We start from the raw sequence: 21,273 nt of genomic DNA on the forward strand, positions 1-21,273 counted from the left end.
CTTTCCATATGCGGCTTGACTCCATTAGGTCAATCGTCCTAAATCGCCTAGGACAATTGACCTATAGCACTCACGGCAGTTCTCCCAGCGATGCGGGGCCGAAGTGAGTCAATGGAAGCCGGAGGAGAACGGGCCGCATGAGCGCAGCGGATACACGCCAGCAGATTGTGGACGCCGCCGACCAGCTCTTCTACGAGCAGGGTTTCGAAGCCACGTCGTTTGCAGACATCGCGTCGGCCGTGAACCTCTCGCGCGGCAATTTCTATTATCACTTCAAGACGAAGGACGAGATTCTCGGTGCCGTGATCGCCCTGCGGCTGGCCAATACGCGACAGATGCTCGAGACATGGGAGGCCGAGGGCAGAGAGCCGGCGGACCGCATCCGCTCATTCATCCACATCCTGATCATGAACCGGGTGAAGATCATGGCTTACGGCTGCCCGGTCGGCACGCTCTGCAGTGAACTCGCCAAGCTCGACCATATCGCCAAGGAAGAGGCGGCCAAGCTCTTCATCCTGTTCCGCGACTGGCTGGCGCGCCAGTTCGCCGCTTTCAGCCGGGAAAAAGACGCCGAAGCGCTCGCCATGCACATCCTCATGCGGAGCCAGGGGGTTGCGTCGCTCGCAACGGCTTTCCACGACGAGAGCTTCATCCGGCGCGAAGTCGACGGCATGTGCGACTGGCTGGAGGCACTGCGCCCAGACGAAACCATTCAATCCTAAACCACATGGCACCATCAAGCCTGAAAGGGGCTCAGCATGTTCATCGTCACGCTCAGATTTTCCGATAGCAAAGCGAAAGCTCCGCAATTCATGGAGGGCCACAATGACTGGATCAGACGCGGCTTCGAGGATGGTATTTTCCTGTTGACCGGAGGCCTTCAGCCAAGCCTGGGAGGAGCGATCCTTGCGCACCGGATATCACGCAGCGAACTCGACGCAAGGGTTCTGGATGACCCGTTTGTGGCCGAGGGTATCGTGAGCGCCGAAATTCTCGAAATCGCACCGGGCCGCACCGACGAACGGCTGGCTTTCCTGAAGGCATGAACGACCGCCTGCGGCTTCACGCCCCCAAGACGAAAAAAAGCCCGGCACTGCCGGGCTTTTCTTCATCCCCCTTGAGACGCACTACTCTATTCAAGGTAGGTGACAGGGTTGACCGGGGTGGCGTCCTTGCGCACTTCGAAATGGACCTGCGGTCGCTTGGCGTCGCCGCTCATGCCGGAGGCGGCGATCGTCTGGCCGCGGGTGACCTTCTGACCGCGGGCGACGTTGATGCTGCCGGCATGGCCATAGACCGTGACCTTGCCATCGTCGTGGCGAACGAGAACCGTGTTGCCGAGCTGTTTCAGGCCGTTGCCGGCATAGATGACGACGCCGTTCTCCGCAGCCTTGATCGGCGTGCCTTCCGGTACCGAGATGTCGATGCCGTCATTGCGGTTGCCGTCGACATTCTGGCCGTAACCGGCGATGACTGCGCCATTGACCGGCCAGCGATACTTGCCGATGCCGGTGGACTGGGGAGCCACGGCGGCGACGTCCGCCTTCTTCTCGACCTCGGAAACGGAAGCCGTTTCGACTGGCGGCTTTGCAGCAGCCGGAGCGGATGCCTGGACAACCGGGGCGACGGCGGGAGCCGCAGGCTTCGGCTGAGCGACGGGCTTTTCCACCGGTTGCTGCGGAATGGACGCCGTCTTTAGCGTATCGGCGGAGCGGGCAGGTGCACCCTTCGCCACCTTCAGCGTCTGGCCGACACGAATATTTCCGGTCGTCAGGTTATTGACCGCCTTGAGCTGGTCGACCGACGTGCCGGTCTCGCGAGCGATTTTTGTAAGGGTGTCGCCCGGCTTGACCGTGTAGGTATCGCCAAGCGGCTTGCCGCCCGCAGGAGGCGTCAGCTTGGCGGGCTCGGCAAGCGCCTTGTCCCGTGACGGCGTCGGCAGAACGGCAACCTTCTGTTCAGGTTCACGCGCGGGGGCAGGAGCCTTGTTCCGCAAGTCGATATCGCCGGCTGCGGTCTTGGCGGAGTTGGGAGCCGTTCCGAACGTCGGGATGATGACGGCCTGGCCCGGAGCGATCGACCCGCCATTCGCCTTCAGGATTTCCTTTTCCGGCACACCATAGCGCCCGGAGAGCGTCGAGACGGTTTCACCGGGCCTCAATGTCACTCTTGGCGCATTGACGGTGGACCAACCCGACATGGGCTTCACGGTGCCGGTCGTGAGATTGTCCGCTTTCGAGGCAGCCGCAGACGGAGCAGCCAGTCTCGGCGCGCTCGACCGATCACCCGGGAACGGCTGTGCCAGCGCTTCCTGACGGTTCACAGGATCGCGGACGGCGGACGGAGCGGAAAGCTCGGAACGCTGGACGGAAACAGGAGCGGAGGCGACGCGGGCAGGAGAAGAGTAACCGCCGGAATTACCCGGATAGGGTTGAGCCATCGCAGCGCCACGCGAACCATAATCGTTCTGCGGGATCGGCGGCAGGTTCTGGCCGGAACCAAGGTCGGCCTGCGGTGTCGGCGCTTGACCGTAGGCCCCTCCCCCCTGGCGCTGCGGAATGGACGCCGTCGTGATATTGTCGGAATTCGAGAAGAGGCCCGAGAAGCGTGTCGCATCCGAGCTGCACCCTGTCGCGGCGCTGGCGAGAAGCACTGCCACAGTAAGCTTGACAGTGGATTTTCCGAATTTCGGAGAACTCTTGAAACGCATGACTCGACCTACAGATACGCAACCATCGTGTAGGTGATTAAAACCCGTTAGTCTTACCGTCGGGTTAAAGCCCGCGTCCTGCTCCAAGATTTTTGTCAAATTGATAACCATGACTCCCGGAAGGCTTCCGCGTCACGGCGAACATGGCTGTCTTTGGCATCAAAGCGCCGCCGCGATATGCGGCACGATCGGCAGATACGGGACGGTAAAGAGGTCTTCCCGTTCGAATCGGCTGCCGGTCTTGGTCAGCCTCAGCATCATGCAGGTGTCGTCATCGATCATCAGCGGCGCAATCATCGAACCGCCGTGGGTCAATTGCTCCGCATAGAATCGCGGCAGCGATGGAAAGGCGGCGGTGACGAATATGCGGTCGAAGGTCCCCTCGCCGGGCATGCCGTTACTGCCGTCTGCCTGGCGCACCACGACATTGCGCAGCCCCAGTGCATCCATGCGGCCCTGGGCGGCGGCCACCAGCGTGCGGTAACGTTCGACAGTCAGCACCCGCTCGGCAATACGCGCCATGACCGCAGCGGTGAAGCCGCTACCCGTGCCGATTTCGAGCACGCGATGGCCGGGCTTCACCTGCAGGCGGTGGAGCAGCCGAACCGCCAGATCGGCTCCCTCCATGAAGGAACCGCAATCGATCGGCACTGTCCGGCTGGAATAGGCTTCGTCTGCGAACGGAGCCGGGACGAATTGCGAGCGAGGCGTCTGCTCAACGGCCGTCAGAAGGTCCAGGTCGGAAATACCTTCCGACCGAAGGCGCAGCACGAGCGCCGCAAATCCTTCTTTTTCGACCATGCCCGATTTCAATCGGTCGCTCCGAATCCCAATGCTTCTGCCAGTCGATCCTGAACCGAATGATCGGTCAGGTCCAGTTTCAGCGGCGTCACGGAAATCTTGTTTTCCTTCAGCGCCTGAATATCGGTTCCGTCGCGGAAGTGTCCCTTCCGGTCGCCGAAGCGCAGCCAGTAATAAGGCAGGCCGCGTCCGTCCTGACGGGCATCGATCGTCAGGCCGAAATCGAGCTTGCCCTGGGACGTTACCTCGACACCCTGGACATCCTTCGGCTCGCAGTTCGGAAAGTTGAGGTTGAGGAACGTGCCGTCAGGCAATTCCACATCGGCGAGCTTGCGGATGAGATCGGGCGCATAAAACTCGGCCACGTCCCAAGGAGCAAAACGGCCGTTGTCCCGGCGTACGGCCTGGCTGAGTGCGAGCGAACGGACACCCTGCAAGGTACCTTCGATCGCGCCCGCGATCGTGCCCGAATAGGTGACGTCATCTGCCATGTTGGAACCGTCATTGACGCCCGAAAGCACGAGATCCGGTTTTTCCGGCAGAATTTCGCGGATGCCCATGATCACGCAATCCGTCGGCGTGCCCCGCAGCGCAAAATGCTTTTCGCCAACTTTTCGGAGCCTGAGCGGTTCGGACAGTGTCAGTGAATGGGCAAGGCCGCTCTGGTCGGTCTCCGGCGCAACGATCCAGACGTCGTCCGAAAGCTGCCTTGCGATGCGCTCCAGCACCGCCAGGCCTTCGGCATGGATGCCGTCATCGTTCGTCAGCAGGATCCGCATCAGGCGCGCTCGATCTTCTTGATTCCGCCCATATACGGCAAAAGAGCGTCCGGAATTGTGACCGAACCATCCTCGTTCAGGTAGTTTTCCATGACCGCGATCAGGCAACGGCCGACAGCGACACCCGAACCGTTCAGCGTATGGACGAATTTCAGATTCTTGTCGTCCTTCACCCGATAACGGGCATTCATGCGGCGCGCCTGGAAATCACCGCAGACGGAGCAGGACGAGATTTCGCGATAGGTGTCCTGGCCCGGCAGCCAGACTTCGATGTCGTAGGTCTTGCGCGCGCCGAACCCCATGTCGCCGGTGCAAAGCGTCACGGTGCGGAAATGCAGGCCGAGACGTTTCAGGACGTTCTCGGCGCATTCGGTCATCCGCTCATGCTCGGCGATCGAGCTTTCGGCATCGGTGATCGAAACGAGCTCGCATTTCCAGAACTGGTGCTGGCGCAGCATGCCGCGCGTGTCGCGGCCGGCCGAACCCGCTTCCGAACGGAAAGACGGCGTGAGCGCGGTAAAGCGCAGCGGCAGCTTCTCCTGCTCCAGCACTTCGCCGGAAACGAGGTTGGTGAGCGTCACCTCGGCGGTCGGTATCAGCCAGCGGCCGTCAGTCGTGCGGAACAGGTCCTCGGCGAATTTCGGCAGCTGGCCGGTGCCGTACATGGCTTCGTCGCGCACCATCAGCGGCGAGGAGACCTCCGTATAGCCATGCTCGGTCGTGTGCATGTCGAGCATGAACTGGCCGAGTGCGCGCTCCAGCTTGGCGAGCTGGCCGGTCAGCACCGTGAAACGGGCACCGGAGAGTTTTGCGGCACGCTCGAAATCCATGAGCCCGAGCGCTTCGCCGATCTCGAAATGCTCCTTTGCGGCATGGTTCCAGCGCGGCTTTTCGCCGACGAGGTGCTTGACCACGTTGTCGTGCTCGTCCTTGCCGACCGGCACGTCATCGAGCGGAATGTTCGGGACACGCGACAGGGCATCATCGAGGGCGGCGATGGCGGCGCGCTCCTCCTGCTCGGCAGCCGGCATCATGTCCTTGATCTCGGCGACCTCGGCCTTCAGCTTTTCGGCAAGCTCGGTGTTCTTCTGTGCCATGGCCGCGCCGATCTCCTTGGAGGCGGCGTTGCGGCGGGACTGCATGTCCTGAAGCGTCTGGATGACGGAGCGGCGCTTGTCGTCCAGCGCCAAAAGAGTTGCCGCCATGGGCTCGGCGCCGCGCTTCTTCAGCGCTTCATCGAGAGCCCCTTCGTTTTCACGGATCCACTTGATATCGAGCATCGTCCCTTGCCTTCAAAGCGAAACGCCGCGTGCCCGGCGAGAGACGGAAGCTCAAGCCTTTTCCGTCTCGGCAACGTTCGAAGAAGCCTGCTCCTGAAGAGCATCTTCAGCACGTTTGCGCTCCACGAGTCGTGCGGCGTAGATGGAAATCTCGTAGAGAAGGATGGTCGGCAGCGCAAGGCCGATCTGGGACATCGGATCGGGCGGGGTGAGTACCGCAGCGACCACAAAGGCGATGACGATCGCGAACTTGCGTTTTTGCCTTAGCCAATCGCTCGTCAACAGACCGACACGGGCAAGCAGCGTGGTGACGACCGGAAGCTGGAAAACCAACCCGAAGGAAAGTACCAGCGTCATGATCAGGCTGAGATATTCCGACACGCGCGGCAGGAGTGAGATGCCGATCTCGCCTTCGCTCGGCGCCTGCTGCATGGCCAGGAAGAACCACATGACCATGGGCGTGAAGAAGAAGTAGACGAGCGCGCCGCCCATCAGGAACAGGATCGGCGAAGCAATCAGAAAAGGCAGGAAGGCCCGTCGCTCGTTCTTGTAGAGACCGGGAGCGACGAACTTGTAGAGCTGTGAAGCAATGACGGGAAAAGCGATCACCAGCGCACCGAACATCGCCACCTTCACCTGAGTGAAGAAGAATTCCTGCGGCGCGGTGTAGATCAGTTCCGACTTCGCGAGGTCAAGTCCGGCCCAGACGACCGCCCATTTGTATGGGATGACCAGCAGGTTGAAGAGCTGCTTGGCAAAGTAGAAGCAGACCACGAAGGCAATGAAAAATGCGCCGATCGACCAGATCAGCCGGGTGCGCAGCTCCATCAGGTGCTCGATGAGTGGCTGCGGCTTGTCTTCGTAATCACCGCTCATGCGTCGCCCTTCTGGGTATCGGTCTTTTTCGGTGCACGCTTGCGGACCGATGTCTTCGCGGCCGCCTTTTCCATGGCCTGAGTAACCGGGGCCTGGGTGACCGGGGCCTCAGTGACCGGCGCGGACTTCGCCGAGCGGCTGCGTTTCGGTTTTTCAATCGCAGCCGCCGCCGGAGCCGAGACATCGGCAGCGGATTTCGCCCTGGTCACGGTCTTGCGCCCAGCCTTCGGCTTCTCGGCGATGGCGGCAGGCGCCACGGCCTCCGGCGCGGCCGGAACGGGGGTCAGCGGCTGACTTGTCGCGGGCGCAGGCGCCGATGATGGCTCGCTTGCCGTCACGGCTTCACCAGCGGAGGAGCCCTCAACAGCCTGCTGTGCCTCGGTATCGACCTTGGCCGCAGCAGCATCCGTCACTTGCGTCGCCTTCTGCAGATCGGCCTTGATCTCCTGCCCCATCTGCCGGAGCGGATTGATCGCGTCGCGCAGGGCATTCGTCGGATTCAGACGCTGTGCGTCCGAGATTGTCTTGCGGACATCGTCAAGTTCCGATTCCCGCAAGGCCTCATCGAACTGCGTCCGGAATTCGCCAGCCATCTTGCGCAGGTTGGCCGTCATCTTGCCGAACGCCCTCAACATGGGCGGCAAGTCTTTCGGACCAACAACGACGATCAAGACAATCGCGATGACGAGTAGCTCGGTCCAGCCGATATCAAGCATGCTAATGAGGCTCCTGAAACCCTAAACCCGATCTTAGGACCGGCCGGTTTCCTTGACCTCGTCAGGCTTGTGATCGACGGTCTTTGCTGTTGTCGCGTCCGCGGCCTCGTCGTCAGTCATGCCCTTCTTGAAGCTCTTGATGCCTTTTGCGACGTCGCCCATCAGCTCCGGAATCTTGCCGCGGCCAAAGAGGACGAGCACGATGACCAGAACGATCAGCCAATGCCACACACTGAAAGAACCCATAGTTCAACTCCATTAGATCTGTTTAATCGATGTAAGCTCTTTATGATGCTTTTTCAAACACCAAAATGTCCTCGATAAGTACCGTTATCGAGACATCATTTGCCCCGTGCGGTAAACGGTCGGCGCGGATGCGCGCGCGGATCGGTTCCTCGATGCCGGGGACCGCAAGCGTGAGGAATTCCACCACCCCCAGAAACCGCCTTGAAAGGACACGTGCCGGGATCGCCCCACCTGCCGGCACCACATCGACGTCGGACAGGCGAACGGCAACGGAGACCTCTCTGCCCTCACCGATGTCGCCGGCGGATACGTTTCCGAGCGGCGTCGCCACCCTACCGTTCCTGACCACGCCGTCGAACTCATTGATTTCCGAGAAGAAACCGGCGGAAAACAAGCTGGAAGGCCGACGATAGAGGTCATCCGGCGTACCCACCTGCACCAATCGACCATCCTTCAGAAGCGCGATCCGATCGGCCATCCGCATCGCCTCTTCGGCGTCATGCGTGACGACGATAGCGGTCGCGCGGCTTTCCTTAAGGATCGTCAGCGTATCGGCACGTATGGCATCCTTTAACCTGGAATCGAGGCCGGAAAAGGGCTCATCCATCAAAAGCACGCCCGGTCGTGGAGCAAGTGCACGGGCAAGCGCGACGCGTTGCTGCTCGCCACCGGAGAGCGCATGGGGGTATTTTTCCGCATAGTGCGACAAGCCGACGCGCCGCAAAGCCGCCCCGGCCTCCGCAATCGCCTCCCTGGCTGTAAGCGCCGTCAGGCCGAAGCGGATATTCTCCAGAACCGTCATATGCGGAAAGAGCGCAAAATCCTGGAACATCAGCCCGACGCCCCGCTTTTCCGGCGGAAGAAACACGTCCGGACCAGCCACTTCCCGATTGTCGATGGTAACCCGGCCATGGCTCTGCGCTTCGAGGCCGGCAGCAATCCTGAGCAGCGTCGTCTTGCCCGAACCGGAGGGACCGAGCAGGCACAGGACCTCGCCGGGCTCAGCCGTCAGCGAAATGCCGCGGATCGTCTCCTTGCCGTGATAGGCATGGCGGATGTCCTCAAAGGTCAACCGCGAGGCGAACGTGACGCTGACTTTCTGTCTGGTCTCCTTGGTGGCCGACTGTGCCGATTTCATCATATTCCTGCCCGCTCGCACCCGCCAAGCCGGGCCTTCAAAGAAATCTGACGCTATTCCTCCGCTTCACCGCCCGGTGTCAAGAGGCCGAGTTCTTCAAGGTCGAGTTGCGTAATCGGGTCCTCATCCTCCGCAAGCTCCTCAACATCCTGCGGGATCGGAATCGCAAAGCCCGGCGGGATGCGGCCGGACAGGAGACCCGCACCCTTCAATTCTTCGAGACCGGGAAGGTCGCGCAGTTCTTCCAGGCCGAAATGATCGAGGAAGTCCGTCGTCGTACCGAGCGTCACCGGTCGGCCCGGAGTACGGCGACGACCACGGAAACGCACCCAGCCCGCCTCCATCAGCACGTCGAGCGTTCCCCTGGAGGTCTGCACGCCGCGGATTTCCTCGATCTCGGCGCGTGTCACAGGCTGGTGATAGGCGATGATGGCGAGCACTTCGAGCGCTGCACGCGACAGTTTCTTCGCCTCGTTTTCGTCCTTGCGGATGACGAAGGAGAGATCGGCCGCCGTGCGGAAGGCCCAGCGGTCGCCCGTCCTGATGAGATTGACGCCGCGCGGCGCATAAGCGTCCGCCAGCCGCCGCATCACGCCCCCGATATCCGTGCCGCGCGGCAAGCGTTCGGCGAGAAAGGCCTCCGAAACCGGCTCTGCGGAGGCGAAGACCAGTGCTTCCGCGATCCGCTCGACATCCGTCAACGGAAGATATTCGGGCTCGGCCCCATCCCCCGCCGCAACCGGCAGATCGTCGTCGTCTTCAGGCATCAATCTGCGTCTCCCGTGACAGACTGCGGCATAGGCCGCCTGCCGGACGCCTGCCCCTTGCGCAGATAGATCGGTTGGAAAGCGCCCTCCTGGCGGATTTCGAGCTTGCCCTCACGCACCAGTTCCAGCGAAGCGGCGAAGGCACTGGCTGTCGCAGTCACCCGGTCCTCCGGGGGAAGGTAAGGCAGGAGATAGTGCTGCAGCGCCATCCAGTCGGCGACCTCCCCGAGCATGCGGGTGAGCAGTTCGCGGGCATCGACCAACGACCAGACCTTGCGCCTCTCGATCGTGACCTGCGTGACCGCGTTGCGCTGCCGGAGGTTCGCGTAAGCCGACAGCAGATCGTAGAGCGACGCGTCGTAGGCGGACTGGACGCGCTGCGGGATATGTTCGGGCGCGCCGCGGGCGAAAACATCGCGGCCAAGCCGGTTGCGGTTGATGAGGCGGGTCGCGGCTTCCCGCATCGCCTCCAGGCGCTTCAGGCGAAAGGCGAGCGTCGCCGCCATTTCCTCGCCGCTCGGGCCATCGTCGCCCTTGGCCTGCTGCGGAATGAGAAGCTTGGACTTGAGGTAGGCAAGCCAGGCCGCCATGACGAGATAATCGGCGGCAAGCTCGATGCGTACCCTCCGGACGCTTTCGATGAACTGCAGATATTGTTCGGCCAGCGCCAGGACGGAAATGCGGGAAAGATCGACCTTCTGGTTTCGGGCAAGATGCAAAAGCAGGTCAAGCGGGCCTTCGAAACCACCGACATCTATCACCAGGGCCGGCTCGTCCGTCGCCCTTTCGACGCCCTGCCAGAGCTTGTCCATCGGAATGGCATTCTGCGATGTAACCATAGCCATTGCCCTATCCCTTCCGCTTCAGGAGGTGGCGAGCAATCCATGAAACTCTGCCCGGATCACGTCCTCGTCGGCGCCGTCGCCCGGTCCGAAGGCGGCCTCCACCGCCTTTGTGCGCCTCAGCGCCTCGCCGGCAAGCGGGATCGCCTCTTCTACCACCGCCTTCATTTCCTCCATGACGCCGTTGCAATGCAAGACGATATCGCAGCCACCCCCAACTATCCTCGCGGCACGCTCGCCGATCGTGCCTTTCAAAGCGTTCATCGACGTGTCGTCGGACATCAGGAGGCCGTCGAAGCCGATATGGCCGCGAATGATCTCCTCGATCACCTTGCCGGAAATCGTGGCCGGTTCGCTCGGGTCGATCGCCGTGAAGACGATATGGGCGCTCATCGCCATCAGTTCGTCCTTCATCGCAATGAAAGGCAGGAAATCGTGCGCTTCAAGCTCGGCACGCGAGGCGGTGACGACCGGAAGCTCATGATGAGAATCCGCCATGCCGCGGCCGTGGCCAGGCATATGTTTCATGACCGGCAGCATGCCGCCGGCCTTCAGCCCTCCGGCCGCCGCCTTGCCCATCTCGGCCACCGCCTGGGGATCATAGCCGTAGGCGCGGTCGCCGATGACGTTGCTCGCCCCTTCGACCGGTACATCGAGAACCGGCAGGCAGTCGACATTGATCCCGAATTTCATGAGATCGAAGGCATGCAGGCGCGACATCAGCCAGGCTGCGCGCAGGCCGTTGTCACGATCCTGCCGGTAGAGTTCGCCGAGTACGGCGGCGGACGGATAACGTTCGATCATCGGCGGGCGGATACGCTGCACGCGGCCGCCCTCCTGATCGATCAGCACCGGCGCATCCGGCCGGCCGACGCTGTCGCGCATCGCCGCCACGAGATCGGTGATCTGTGCCGGCTCGATGCAATTGCGAGCGAAGAGGATGAAGCCCCAAGGCCGCTCGTCCCTGTAAAGCGCGATTTCGTCCGGAGTGAGGGTCGGGCCGCTCGAGCCCAGGATCATTGCTTTTGATTCGCTCATGGTCCGATCTTAGATGATTGGCTTGAAACGAAAAACGGGGCGCTGGACGCCCCGTTCGATCTCTTTCAATGGCAGGTTCCTAACGGGCAACCAGGCAGTTCCCGCCCGCTGCGCGATATTTTTCGCAGAGCGCCACGGCATCACTCTTGCTGCCGGCCGGAATACGGACACGGTAGAAGGTCCCCTTGCCGGCAATTTCGGCTGCCTTGATGTCGACGCCGCGGCCACCGATCACACCGGCATATCTAGCCGACAGGTTCTGATAAGACTTCTGGGCCTCGGCCTCTGAGGGCAGCGAGGCGATCTGGATCAGATACCCGCCCGCGCCGACCGAAGCACCCTGGGCCGACGTGGAAGCCGGTGCTGCCGCTTGCTGGTTCGAAGCGCGGACATTGCCCTGATCCGTCACGGCGGCGACCACATTGACCGGCTGTTCCGCCGGGCGCGCGATCGGAACCGGAGCACGGATCACCGGTGCGGGATCCGAAGCCTCGACCGGAACTTCCGGCGCTGCAGCAGGCTCGACCGGAGCTGCTTCGACCGGAGCCGGTGTGCCGGCCGGCGCTACCGGGTCCACCTTTGCGACCTCGACCGGCTCGGCTGCACGAGCCTGCGTGGAGACAGGAACGATGCCGGCCGCACCGGCGCTAGAAGCAGCGGGGACCTGAGCGGGAGCTGCGGGAATCGAGGCCGCCGCGGGCTGAGAAGCGGCGGCAACATCCACCGGCTTGGTGCCGGCTGCCGGCATCTTTTCAGGCGCAGCGAGCGCCGGCGCCGCGACTTCCTGTTCCACCAATTTGCCATCCGGACGGACGATCATCGTCTTTACCTTCCGCGGCATGACCGTTACCGGCTGCTGCTCGGCAGGTGCGGCCGCCTGTTCGAGCTGCTGCGGCAGAAGGCGCGGGTCTTCGGTCTCGCCGATCTCCGTCGGTTCGATCTCGTTTTCCCCTTCAAGCGGCAACGTATCAGGCATCAGGGTCTTCTGGACGACATCGACAGGCTCTTCGTTCGAAGAAATCAATGTCTCCTGCTTCGGTTCCTGCGATGCGACGCCCGCCACCCGGTCGTAGACGGCCTTGTCCTGGTTGGGAACGGTCTTGCCGCCCGGATTTTCCGGGGCGACCTTCACCGGATCGGTGTCGGCGGCGATGACGACCGGCTCACCGCCTGAGACGGCGTCCGATATGCCGCTACCGAGCCAGGCATAGGCCCCGACGCCGCCAAGAACGACGACACCGGCAACAACCAGCGGAACGGCCCATTTCTGCATGACGGAGCGACGCGCATTTTCCACCGTCGCAAGATAATCGGTTTCAGCGTATTGCAGCTCTTCATGCTCTGCCGGCGGCAAAGGAGTAGCAAGGCTGCGCCGGAAATCCTCCTCCAGCGCGCGCTCGAAATCATCGAGATCGCCGCTCGACGGACGATTGGCTTGAGCCCTGCGCTCTCCTCCCGCCTGCACCGAAGCCGCTATGTCGATTTCAGGCTTCCGGTGTTGCGCGGCATCTGCCTTGTCCGGCGTCATCAGAAGCGTCGCCAGCTCGGCATCGATATCGAGGTCGTAGTCCGGACGATAGACTGGCGGCTGCTCCGGTTCTTCAGCCGGCAGCGAGGGCACGTCAAGCTCAGCGATCGCCTCAACCTGATCTTCGGAATCAGCAATCTGGGCAGGGTCAAACGGCAAGTCGGCGAACAGCTCGACCTCTTCGGCAGTCTCCACAGGCGCTGTTGCGGCAGCCGGCGCGGCGACAGGTGCAATCCGCGCGGCGGGGATTTCGAGCCTGGCAGGTGCCGTGTCGGCGGCTTTCGCAGCGGGCTCCGCCACCGTCTCGGGCTGCCTGTTCGCTTCCTCCGTGACGATGTCAGCGAGATCGAGTTCGAGATCATCGAGGGCAAGCTCGAATTCCTCGTCGGAGAAAGGATCCGTCTCTTCGACGATCGGTATCCTGGCCGCCGGAGCTTCGGCAGCCGGAACGACCGGCTCGACAACCGCCGAGGTCATAACGAACGCTTCCGGCACCTTGTCTGCGACAGGGGGCGCCAGCGGTCTGGCCTCGGACGGCAGTTCATACCGCTGGACGTCGTAGATCAATTCATCAAGCTCAGAGAACCGATCCGGCGCGGATGCTGATTCAGCCGTGGCGACGGGAGCTGGAGGGGCCGAAGGAACAGAAGTTGCAGGAACCTCTTCGGTCTCGGCCGTCAGATCAGAAATCGGGGAGCCTGCGGCAACCTCGGCAACCGGAGCTTGCTCTCGTGCCGCAGCCGGAAAGTTCTCAGGAGCTTGTGCATCGGAGGCATGCCCGTCCGGCACCGGCGCGGCCGGCTCTTGCCTGGGAGCAGGTGCTGTTGCGCGGGCGACATTGAAATTGACGAGCGGCATGCGGAAACCCGGAGTATACCCCTTGGCTTTCGGTTCCGGCTTCACCTCCGGCTCAGTTTCGACAACCGGCTCGCCGATCGAGCTTTCCAGCTCCGCAGCAAGATCGAATTCCTCGATGGGCTGCTCTGCCGGTTCTGCGAACGAGGCAGACACCGCAACCGTCTCGTCGGACACATCGGGAATCGGCTCGACGGAATTGGCATCCAGATCCGGCTTGCCGACGGACTGAGAGGCATCCACCGTTTCGACCGCGAGCGGCGGCTCCTCGTCGCCGAAACCGAAATCGTCACGGTCGCGCATGTCGTCCCTTGATGGCGGGAAATCCGGCGACAGTTCCGCAACACTCGGCTCTGCCGGGACGAAGTCCGGCTCCTCAAGTTCCACCGGCGGGCCGGAAATGGAAACAGCGGGGGCAGGTTCGACCGAAGCATATGGCGCGTCGTCCAGCGTGATATCCTGGACAGGATCGAGACGGGGCGCATCATAACGCTCGAACTCGCGAAGAAGCTCGTCTTCGAGGTTGAGCGTCGTTTCGTCCTGCGGCGCGGGCGCCACAGCAACCGGCGCCTCCGGTTTCGGGACGGGCCGATCCTCGTAACCTACGATGCGGGCGAGTTCTGCCAGCGGGTCGTCATCGGCAAAGAAATCCGGGAAATCATTCCGGCTACGCACAAGGTTGTTATCTGCCATTACCTCGTCCACTCACCTACATTGCTACGCATATGCCAGTGCAATGTGGGGAAATGGTGGCGTTTCTTACCGCATTTCTTCCGGTGCTGCTGTGCCCGTAATTGCAAGTCCTGACTTCAAAACGGAGGCGACAGCATGCACCAGCCCAAGCCTGGCAACGCTCAATTCTCGGTTTTTATCGTTAACAAAACGTAATTCCGGTTGTTCTTTGCCCTTGTTCCAATGAGCGTGGAAGAAACTTGCCAGATCATAGAGGTAAAAAGCAAGGCGATGCGGCTCTTGTGCGAGCGCCGCCGCCTCAACAATCCGGGGATATTCAGCAAGCTTGGCAATCAGCTGCAACTCATTGGGATCAGTGATCAGTCCGGTCGAGGACGACAGGTCCAGCGAATCAATGTCAAGATCCGGAAATGCTTCCTTCGCCTGACGGAAAACTGAAGCACAGCGGGCATGCGCATACTGCACGTAGAAGACCGGATTGTCCTTCGACTGTTCCGTCACCTTGGCGAAATCGAAGTCGAGAGGCTCGGAATTCTTGCGATAGAGCATCATGAAGCGCACGGCGTCGCGGCCAACTTCATCGACCACGTCACGCAGGGTGACGAAGTTGCCCAAGCGCTTGCCCATCTTCACGGCTTCGCCATTGCGGAACAGCTTGACGAGCTGGCAAAGCAGGACAGTCAGCTTTGCCTTGCCGCCCGAGACGGCACGCGCGACGGCTTCCAACCGCTTAACATAGCCACCGTGATCGGCGCCGAGGATGTAGATCATCTCGTCGTAGCCGCGGTCGTACTTGTCCTTGAAGTATGCAACGTCGGCGGCGAAATAGGTATAGCTGCCGTCGGACTTGATCAGTGGGCGATCCATGTCGTCGCCTACTTCGGTCGAACGGAACAGGGTCTGCTCGCGGTCTTCCCAATCTTCGGGCAACTGACCCTTCGGAGGCGGCAGTGTGCCCTTGTAGACATGTCCCTTGAAGGTCAGGTCATTGATCGCCTGACGGATGCGCTGGGCACCATTGGCATGCAGGGTGCGCTCGGAGAAGAAGACGTCGTGATGAACGTTGAGGGCATCGAGGTCGTCGCGGATCAGCGCCATCATGGCGTCAATCGCCTTGTCCTTGACGATCGCCATCCAGTCTTCTTCCGGCATGTTGTGCAAACGCGGGCCGTATTCGGCGGCCAATTCCTGGCCGACCGGCACGAGATAGTCGCCCGGATAGAGGCCTTCCGGGATCGCGCCGATGTTTTCACCCAGCGCCTCGCGATAGCGCAGGAAGACGGACCGGGCGAGCACGTCGATCTGCCCGCCGGCATCGTTGATGTAGTATTCCTTGGTCACGTCGTAGCCGGCGAACGCCATGAGGTTCGCAAGCGCATCACCCACCACCGCCCCGCGGCAATGACCGACATGCATCGGGCCGGTCGGGTTGGCGGAAACGTATTCAACATTCGCCTTCCTGCCTTGCCCGAGCGTCGAGCGGCCGTAGCCCAGCCCGTCCACAATCACCGAAGAAAGCAGCCGCTGCCAATAGCCGGTCGCGAGGCGGATATTGATGAATCCGGGGCCGGCGACGGAAACTTCGCTGACATCGGAATCATTGCGTAGCGCCGCGGCGATGATATCGGCAAGCGCGCGTGGATTGGTGCCGAGCGGCTTTGCCAGCACCATGGCCGCATTGGTGGCGACGTCGCCGTGACTCGGGTCACGCGGCGGCTCGATGGCGATACGTCCAAAATCGACTTCGCTTCGCTTTTCCTTGATGATATCAAGAGCTTCCAAAGCGTTCTTAATTCTAGTCTCGAAGTCGGCGAACAGATTCATATCACTCATCCGCGTGGAAAACCCGCGCGGGCCCTTGGAAAGCCGTTGTTGTTGGCCGGGTGCCTAGCGCAAATCGGGTGTGTGGTCAAACAGCGCGGCATGCGCCTTTATGGCATAGGTATCGGTCATGCCGGCCAGATAATCCCCGACATGACGCGCCCTTGCTGCTTGGCCGAGCCCCGCGATATGATCGACCCAGTAGTGGCTGCGCATCAATGTCGGATCGTCCATGTAGGCCTTGAAAAGGTCCTGGACGATCTGCGTGGCGCCGGCGCGGATGCGCATGATGTCCGGATGGCGGTAGATGTGCGAAAAGAGAAGCTTCTTGATGCGGCGGTCGGTCTCCGCCATTTCTTCGGAAAAGGTGGCGATCACGTGGTTTGCAGCGCGCACATCGTCGGCGCTTTGCGGTTTCAGCTTCTTGAGATTGTCCTGCGCCACGCCGATCACATCCTCCACCATGTGAGTGATCTGCCGGCGCGTGACCTCGTAGGCAAAACGGCTGGGCTCGAGATGCGGATAACGCCCCCTCACCTCCGCCATCAGGCCGGCCAGGAACGGGACCTCCTCCAGCATCTCGAAGGTCAGGAGTCCGGAACGCAGCCCGTCGTCGATATCATGGGTATTGTAGGCGATGTCGTCGGCAATCGCCGCGACCTGCGCTTCGAGGCTTGCATAGCTTGCGAGTTCCAGGTCGTGCAGTTCGCAATAGTCCCGGATCGGCTGCGGCACCGGTCCGTGTATCCCCTTGCGATCCTTCGTCAGGAGCGGGCCGTTGTGCTTGACGAGCCCTTCGAGGCTTTCCCATGTGAGGTTCAGCCCGTCGAACTCCGCGTAACGGCGCTCGAGCTTGGTGACGACCCTGAGCGACTGGGCATTGTGGTCAAAGCCGCCATAAGGCTTCAGCATCTCGTCCAGCGCGTCCTCGCCCGTGTGACCAAAGGGCGTGTGACCGAAATCATGCACGAGCGCCACCCCCTCGGCGAGGTCCTCGTCGAGCTTCAGCGCGCGCGCCAGGGCACGGGCGATCTGCGCCACCTCAATCGTATGGGTAAGCCGGGTGCGATAATGGTCACCATCCGGGCTGATGAAGACCTGCGTCTTGTGCTTCAGCCTCCGGAAGGCCGTCGTGTGAACGATACGGTCGCGATCACGCTGGAATTCCGAGCGCGTCAGGCTCTCTTCCTCGGGGAACATGCGGCCGCGCGACGCCCAGGGGTTGGCGGCGTAAACCGCACGCTCGCCGCTGCCAAACCCCAGCGTCCCGGTATCGATCATCATGCCTTCACCTGTTTCTTCACCAACGCCCTGCCGCCCATTGACGCGCCGTTCACGTCTTCATACCTATAGTAGAGCCGTGCGCAATGCCGGTGACAGTTATTCCCCGGGCCTTGAACCCGGCAGGAGACGGATATGGATGCAAATGTAACTCTCTCGGATGCAGCGGCAAAGCGGATTGCCGAAATCGTCAGCGCGGAAAACGGCAAGCAAGCCCTTCGCGTTTCCGTCGAAGGCGGCGGCTGTTCCGGTTTTTCCTACAAGTTCGACCTCGCCGACGCGCCGCAGGACGACGATGTCGTGGTCGCAAACGGTAATGCCAAGGTGCTGATCGACAGCCTCTCGCTCGTCTATATGGCGGGTTCGGAGATCGATTTCGTCGACAACCTGCTCGGCCAGTCCTTCCAGATCAAGAATCCGAATGCAGTCGCAAGCTGCGGCTGCGGCACCAGCTTCTCCGTCTGACATCCATCTTCTCCCTTCCCAACGCTTCCTCTTTCGCTAAAAGAGGAAGCGGAAAACGGAGGGACGGCCCCATGAAGATCGCCACTTGGAACATCAACGGCGTCAAGGCACGCCTCGACAACCTGCGCCAGTGGCTCACCGATTCCCAGCCTGACATCGTCTGCCTGCAGGAAATCAAATCCGTCGACGAGGGCTTCCCGCGGCTGGAGATCGAAGCGCTCGGCTATCACGTCGAAACCCACGGCCAGAAGGGCTTCAACGGCGTGGCCCTGCTTTCCAAGATCCGTCCGGATGAAATCCTGCGCGGGCTTCCAGGCGACGACGGCGACGAGCAGTCGCGCTATATCGAGGGTGTCTTTTCCGTACCGCGGGGCGCCATACGCGTCGCTTCCATCTATCTGCCGAACGGCAACCCGCCCGAAGATCCGGTAAAATATCCCTACAAGCTATCCTGGATGGAGCGGCTGCGGCAACATGCGCGGAACTGCCTCCTCCTTGAGGAACCGCTCATCCTTGCGGGCGACTACAATGTCATCCCCGAGCCGCATGACTGCTTCGATCCGGCCGTCTGGGCGACGGATGCGCTCTTCCTGCCCGAGACGCGCGCCGCCTTCAGGCGCCTTGAAAATCTCGGTCTCGTCGACGCGGTCCGCGCGACGACGGACGCGACCAAGCTCTATTCCTTCTGGGATTATCAGGCCGGCGCCTGGCAGAAGAACAACGGCATCCGCATCGATCATCTGCTCCTTGCACCGGAAGCAGCCGATCGCCTGAAAGCAACCGCGATCGAAAAGCACGTGCGCGCCTGGGAAAAGCCGTCCGATCACGTGCCCGTGGTCGGGTTGTTCGATTTCAACTGAGCCGCGGGCGCCGCCGGTCCAAGCCTCTATTCGGCGCGCCTATTCAACGCCCCTGGCGAACTCCTGGGACAGCGCGATCGCGCCCCGGCGATCCTTTTCGTCGGCGACCGAGAAGGCTTGCTCCTGCAACTGCTGCATCCAGGAACAATCCTTCACGGTGCATTTGTCGAGCGCCGCCGTCATGAAGGCAAGCCCGCGCACCGTCTGGCCTTCCTGGAACAGCACGTTGCCGAATACGGCCATGGCGCCGGCGTGCCCGTTCCGACGCGCCTGATTGAGCCATTTCTTCGCCTGCTGGATGTTGGCGCCTCCGCCTTCGCCCGCGAGCATCATCTTCGCAAGCTGGAACTGCGCTTCCGCCACACCAAAGGTCGAAGCAACCTGGAAATAGAGCTGGCGCGCCTGCGACATGTCGGCCTTGACCGGGCTGCCCGGGATGCCGCGGCGATAATAATTGGCGAGCGACAGAAGCGCGTTGATGAAGAAGCCGGTATCTTCCGAACCGGGCTCGATGCCCTGGGCAGCGATCTCGTTGTAGATCTTGAACGCCTCGAAATCGTCTTTCGCGACGCCGTCGCCATAGGCATACATGTTGGCCAGCGCCCAGCGCGAGCCCGTATGGCCTTTCTCGGCAGCATAACGATAAGCTTCGACCGCGTCTTCCTTCTGCCCGTTCTTGTAAGCCTTGAAGCCGAACTTGAAGAGATCGAAAGGCCCCGACTCCTTGGTGATCCCCGACTTGATATCGAAAGCCGCAGCCGACCCCGCCATAACCGAGGCGAGCGACACTCCAAGAAGCAATACTCTCATGGATCCGATGCCAGACTTCGACATGTTTCAGTTTCTTTCACTTCGCGCGCAGCTTACAGCCGCAGCCCGAGCTTTGCTCGCCGCCAGAAAAGAGGTCGTCCGGGGATATCCCGTGCCTGCTCCTCCCGAGAGGCGAATGAAACTGTAGGTGCCGTTTCCGGCAAGACTTGGACCCGATACCGCGACTTCCGCGAGAAAACAGAACGGCGCCAAGATCCGCCTGCCAGAGCGCAAAAAGCCCGGCTTTTCACTCATAAACCCGCCCATGATGCTCCAATTGCGCGCCCCGCCCCCGCGGTCAGCGACTGTTACCCTTCTACCGCTGCGCCCCGTTTGTGGCGGGAAATGGACAGAAACCTCCCTCTCAAGGCGCCTGATAATAGTCCCTCAAAAGTGTTGCCAAATCGTCACAACGAAAGTCGCCAAAAAAAGAGCCCGGGTTCGCATCCGGGCTCCTGTAACAATCGATGTCGAAACTCAGAATTTCACCTTGAGCGAAGTCGACAGTGCCGCCACCAGGTCGTCGTCGAACTCGTAGGTGGCCTCGTCGCCTACATCAACGCCGCCGATCGTGGTCGGACCGGAATCCCCGCCCGTCAGGATGCCAATCACGCCTCCAAGACGGATCTCCACATTCTGGTTCGGAGAATAGGAAACGCCGGCACCAAAGAGCCAAGTGTCGGTCTGCGTACCGTATTCCTGAGATGTGCCGCGATCCCAGGTGACGCTAACGGCACCACTCCACTGATCATTGAACTTGTGACCAATACCGCCGGTGACCGTCCAACCGTCACGATAGCCCAGATCAAGAGAGGTGATCTCGACGCCGCTGTTGTAGAACGGAATGCGCTGCAACTGGCTCCAATCCGTCCATTTGACGGAGCCAAAGGCAAGCCAGTCCGGCGCAATGCCCGACTGGAGCTTCAGCTCGATCGCTTCCGGCATCGACGTCGATCCCTCAACCGGAATGATCAGCCCGCCGAGAGGATGAACAAAAGCCGGCACCTGTGTCAGATCAACCGTGCCGGTAACTTCGTTGAGTTTGACTTCGCTGTAGTACATCAGGCTCGCGCGAAGTGCATATTCCGGGATCTCGTAGGCCACGCCGGCACGCCAACCCCAGCCGTCGCCTTCGAGCTCCAGCCGGCCGATGCCTGTTGCTGCGAAACCTATCGCTTCCGGCGGAACCAGCAGACGTTCCTTGAAGCCATCCATTTTCAGATAGTTAACACCACCGATGACGCGGAATTGTCCGGGCCCCATGTCGAATTTGTAGGAGCAGGTCACTGCGTAATTGTCGCTGTTGACCTTCGTTTCGACGTTATCACTCGCACCGGCCCAATGGGCACCCGGATTGGTATGAGCACCATAGGGCTGAGAGTAATCGAACATGCAGTCCGCGGCATCGCCTATTGCGGCTTTCACGCCGACACGAGGAGAGAAATAGCTCTCGCTGTCATCCGCAGACGTGGAATATCCCGGGATCGTATTGAGGTTCCCGTTCAGAGGATTGGTATCAGTCACATTCTTCGCCTTGCGCTGCGGCATGACGAAAGTGGCTGTGGATTCAGCCGCAAAGCGCGACGGATCAAAAAGCAGATCGATATTATAGCCGCCGCGCTCAAGGCCTCCCGCCAAAGCCGACGACTGAAGGACCCACCCCGCCCCAAGAGCCAGAAGTCCCCTCGTTATGTGTCTACTTATCATAATTGTTCCCACTCCCTGGTAAGTGACGGGAATCACTGTAGATGGCGACTTCCAAAAGAC

The 21,273-nt window shown here is 61.3% G+C and carries 20 protein-coding genes; 4 read left to right on the forward strand and 16 right to left on the reverse strand.

Annotated features, from left to right (window positions below):
* Positions 1-137 precede the first annotated feature (137 nt).
* Both ABK249_RS30200 and ABK249_RS30205 read left to right on the forward strand, forming a co-directional pair.
* Complete coding sequence (locus ABK249_RS30200) at positions 138-722, forward strand: TetR/AcrR family transcriptional regulator (protein ID WP_348864737.1); 585 nt, start codon at positions 138-140, stop codon at positions 720-722.
* A 36-nt stretch (positions 723-758) separates the two neighbouring features.
* On the forward strand, positions 759-1,046 hold the full coding sequence (locus ABK249_RS30205) for a YciI family protein (protein WP_348864738.1): 288 nt from the start codon (positions 759-761) through the stop codon (positions 1,044-1,046).
* Positions 1,047-1,132: 86 nt separating this feature from the next.
* Here the strand turns inward: ABK249_RS30205 and ABK249_RS30210 are convergent, their stop codons facing one another.
* The 14 genes from ABK249_RS30210 to ABK249_RS30275 form a co-directional block, all read right to left on the reverse strand.
* Complete coding sequence (locus tag ABK249_RS30210; protein ID WP_348864739.1) at positions 1,133-2,710, reverse strand: peptidoglycan DD-metalloendopeptidase family protein; 1,578 nt, start codon at positions 2,708-2,710, stop codon at positions 1,133-1,135.
* Between the two features lie 159 nt (positions 2,711-2,869).
* Entirely contained in the window at positions 2,870-3,511 is a 642-nt protein-coding gene (locus ABK249_RS30215) for a protein-L-isoaspartate(D-aspartate) O-methyltransferase (RefSeq protein ID WP_407721040.1), read from the reverse strand.
* Positions 3,512-3,519: 8 nt separating this feature from the next.
* Positions 3,520-4,290 carry a 5'/3'-nucleotidase SurE gene (gene surE / locus ABK249_RS30220; RefSeq protein WP_037151380.1) on the reverse strand — a complete coding sequence of 257 codons (771 nt, stop codon included), beginning with the start codon at positions 4,288-4,290 and terminating at the stop codon, positions 3,520-3,522.
* Positions 4,290-5,570 (reverse strand): serine--tRNA ligase, encoded by a 1,281-nt coding sequence (serS, locus tag ABK249_RS30225; protein WP_348864740.1) that lies wholly within the window; start codon positions 5,568-5,570, stop codon positions 4,290-4,292. The genes surE and serS overlap by 1 nt, the downstream gene beginning before the upstream one ends.
* A gap of 51 nt (positions 5,571-5,621) precedes the next feature.
* Positions 5,622-6,446, reverse strand: a complete 825-nt coding sequence (gene tatC, locus ABK249_RS30230) for a twin-arginine translocase subunit TatC (protein WP_037151386.1) — start codon at positions 6,444-6,446, stop codon at positions 5,622-5,624.
* Positions 6,443-7,162 (reverse strand): Sec-independent protein translocase protein TatB, encoded by a 720-nt coding sequence (tatB, locus tag ABK249_RS30235; protein WP_348864741.1) that lies wholly within the window; start codon positions 7,160-7,162, stop codon positions 6,443-6,445. The genes tatC and tatB overlap by 4 nt, the downstream gene beginning before the upstream one ends.
* A gap of 33 nt (positions 7,163-7,195) precedes the next feature.
* Positions 7,196-7,408 carry a twin-arginine translocase TatA/TatE family subunit gene (locus ABK249_RS30240; protein WP_348864742.1) on the reverse strand — a complete coding sequence of 71 codons (213 nt, stop codon included), beginning with the start codon at positions 7,406-7,408 and terminating at the stop codon, positions 7,196-7,198.
* 40 nt (positions 7,409-7,448) lie between these two features.
* On the reverse strand, positions 7,449-8,549 hold the full coding sequence (locus ABK249_RS30245) for an ABC transporter ATP-binding protein (protein ID WP_348864743.1): 1,101 nt from the start codon (positions 8,547-8,549) through the stop codon (positions 7,449-7,451).
* A gap of 50 nt (positions 8,550-8,599) precedes the next feature.
* On the reverse strand, positions 8,600-9,313 hold the full coding sequence (scpB, locus tag ABK249_RS30250; RefSeq protein ID WP_348864744.1) for an SMC-Scp complex subunit ScpB: 714 nt from the start codon (positions 9,311-9,313) through the stop codon (positions 8,600-8,602).
* Complete coding sequence (locus ABK249_RS30255) at positions 9,313-10,158, reverse strand: segregation and condensation protein A (protein WP_348864745.1); 846 nt, start codon at positions 10,156-10,158, stop codon at positions 9,313-9,315. Before ABK249_RS30255 ends, scpB begins: the two co-directional genes overlap by 1 nt.
* An 18-nt stretch (positions 10,159-10,176) precedes the next feature.
* A complete protein-coding gene (gene nagZ, locus ABK249_RS30260; RefSeq protein ID WP_348864746.1) occupies positions 10,177-11,193 on the reverse strand; it encodes a beta-N-acetylhexosaminidase in 1,017 nt (338 codons plus the stop codon).
* Positions 11,194-11,272: 79 nt separating this feature from the next.
* Complete coding sequence (locus tag ABK249_RS30265) at positions 11,273-14,269, reverse strand: SPOR domain-containing protein (RefSeq protein ID WP_348864747.1); 2,997 nt, start codon at positions 14,267-14,269, stop codon at positions 11,273-11,275.
* 66 nt (positions 14,270-14,335) lie between these two features.
* Entirely contained in the window at positions 14,336-16,093 is a 1,758-nt protein-coding gene (gene argS / locus ABK249_RS30270; protein ID WP_037151403.1) for an arginine--tRNA ligase, read from the reverse strand.
* Between the two features lie 63 nt (positions 16,094-16,156).
* Entirely contained in the window at positions 16,157-17,374 is a 1,218-nt protein-coding gene (locus ABK249_RS30275) for a deoxyguanosinetriphosphate triphosphohydrolase (protein ID WP_348864748.1), read from the reverse strand.
* A 132-nt stretch (positions 17,375-17,506) separates the two neighbouring features.
* Here ABK249_RS30275 and erpA point away from each other — a divergent pair, with 132 nt between their 5' ends.
* A complete protein-coding gene (gene erpA / locus ABK249_RS30280) occupies positions 17,507-17,836 on the forward strand; it encodes an iron-sulfur cluster insertion protein ErpA (protein WP_227702663.1) in 330 nt (109 codons plus the stop codon).
* A gap of 71 nt (positions 17,837-17,907) precedes the next feature.
* A complete protein-coding gene (gene xth, locus ABK249_RS30285; protein ID WP_348864749.1) occupies positions 17,908-18,696 on the forward strand; it encodes an exodeoxyribonuclease III in 789 nt (262 codons plus the stop codon).
* A gap of 39 nt (positions 18,697-18,735) precedes the next feature.
* Here xth and exoR read toward each other — a convergent pair whose 3' ends face one another.
* The gene (gene exoR, locus ABK249_RS30290) at positions 18,736-19,506 is read right to left on the reverse strand and encodes an exopolysaccharide production regulator ExoR (protein WP_415926495.1); all 771 of its coding nucleotides are present in this window, start codon (positions 19,504-19,506) and stop codon (positions 18,736-18,738) included.
* 477 nt (positions 19,507-19,983) lie between these two features.
* Positions 19,984-21,213 carry an OmpP1/FadL family transporter gene (locus ABK249_RS30295; protein WP_037151416.1) on the reverse strand — a complete coding sequence of 410 codons (1,230 nt, stop codon included), beginning with the start codon at positions 21,211-21,213 and terminating at the stop codon, positions 19,984-19,986.
* Positions 21,214-21,273: the final 60 nt, after the last annotated feature.

Origin of the sequence: Neorhizobium phenanthreniclasticum, assembly GCF_040066075.1 — a bacterium.
Lineage (GTDB): Bacteria > Pseudomonadota > Alphaproteobacteria > Rhizobiales > Rhizobiaceae > Neorhizobium > Neorhizobium petrolearium.

Excerpts from the sequence above, each read along its gene's own strand:
- ABK249_RS30200 (WP_348864737.1), top strand. The coding sequence starts at position 138 with ATGAGCGCAGCGGATACACGCCAGCAGATTGTGGACGCCGCCGACCAG.
- ABK249_RS30205 (WP_348864738.1), top strand. The coding sequence starts at position 759 with ATGTTCATCGTCACGCTCAGATTTTCCGATAGCAAAGCGAAAGCTCCG.
- ABK249_RS30210 (WP_348864739.1), bottom strand. The coding sequence starts at position 2,710 with ATGCGTTTCAAGAGTTCTCCGAAATTCGGAAAATCCACTGTCAAGCTT.
- ABK249_RS30215 (WP_407721040.1), bottom strand. The coding sequence starts at position 3,511 with ATGGTCGAAAAAGAAGGATTTGCGGCGCTCGTGCTGCGCCTTCGGTCG.
- surE (WP_037151380.1), bottom strand. The coding sequence starts at position 4,290 with ATGCGGATCCTGCTGACGAACGATGACGGCATCCATGCCGAAGGCCTG.
- serS (WP_348864740.1), bottom strand. The coding sequence starts at position 5,570 with ATGCTCGATATCAAGTGGATCCGTGAAAACGAAGGGGCTCTCGATGAA.
- tatC (WP_037151386.1), bottom strand. The coding sequence starts at position 6,446 with ATGAGCGGTGATTACGAAGACAAGCCGCAGCCACTCATCGAGCACCTG.
- tatB (WP_348864741.1), bottom strand. The coding sequence starts at position 7,162 with ATGCTTGATATCGGCTGGACCGAGCTACTCGTCATCGCGATTGTCTTG.
- ABK249_RS30240 (WP_348864742.1), bottom strand. The coding sequence starts at position 7,408 with ATGGGTTCTTTCAGTGTGTGGCATTGGCTGATCGTTCTGGTCATCGTG.
- ABK249_RS30245 (WP_348864743.1), bottom strand. The coding sequence starts at position 8,549 with ATGATGAAATCGGCACAGTCGGCCACCAAGGAGACCAGACAGAAAGTC.
- scpB (WP_348864744.1), bottom strand. The coding sequence starts at position 9,313 with ATGCCTGAAGACGACGACGATCTGCCGGTTGCGGCGGGGGATGGGGCC.
- ABK249_RS30255 (WP_348864745.1), bottom strand. The coding sequence starts at position 10,158 with ATGGCTATGGTTACATCGCAGAATGCCATTCCGATGGACAAGCTCTGG.
- nagZ (WP_348864746.1), bottom strand. The coding sequence starts at position 11,193 with ATGAGCGAATCAAAAGCAATGATCCTGGGCTCGAGCGGCCCGACCCTC.
- ABK249_RS30265 (WP_348864747.1), bottom strand. The coding sequence starts at position 14,269 with ATGGCAGATAACAACCTTGTGCGTAGCCGGAATGATTTCCCGGATTTC.
- argS (WP_037151403.1), bottom strand. The coding sequence starts at position 16,093 with ATGAATCTGTTCGCCGACTTCGAGACTAGAATTAAGAACGCTTTGGAA.
- ABK249_RS30275 (WP_348864748.1), bottom strand. The coding sequence starts at position 17,374 with ATGATGATCGATACCGGGACGCTGGGGTTTGGCAGCGGCGAGCGTGCG.
- erpA (WP_227702663.1), top strand. The coding sequence starts at position 17,507 with ATGGATGCAAATGTAACTCTCTCGGATGCAGCGGCAAAGCGGATTGCC.
- xth (WP_348864749.1), top strand. The coding sequence starts at position 17,908 with ATGAAGATCGCCACTTGGAACATCAACGGCGTCAAGGCACGCCTCGAC.
- exoR (WP_415926495.1), bottom strand. The coding sequence starts at position 19,506 with ATGAGAGTATTGCTTCTTGGAGTGTCGCTCGCCTCGGTTATGGCGGGG.
- ABK249_RS30295 (WP_037151416.1), bottom strand. The coding sequence starts at position 21,213 with ATGATAAGTAGACACATAACGAGGGGACTTCTGGCTCTTGGGGCGGGG.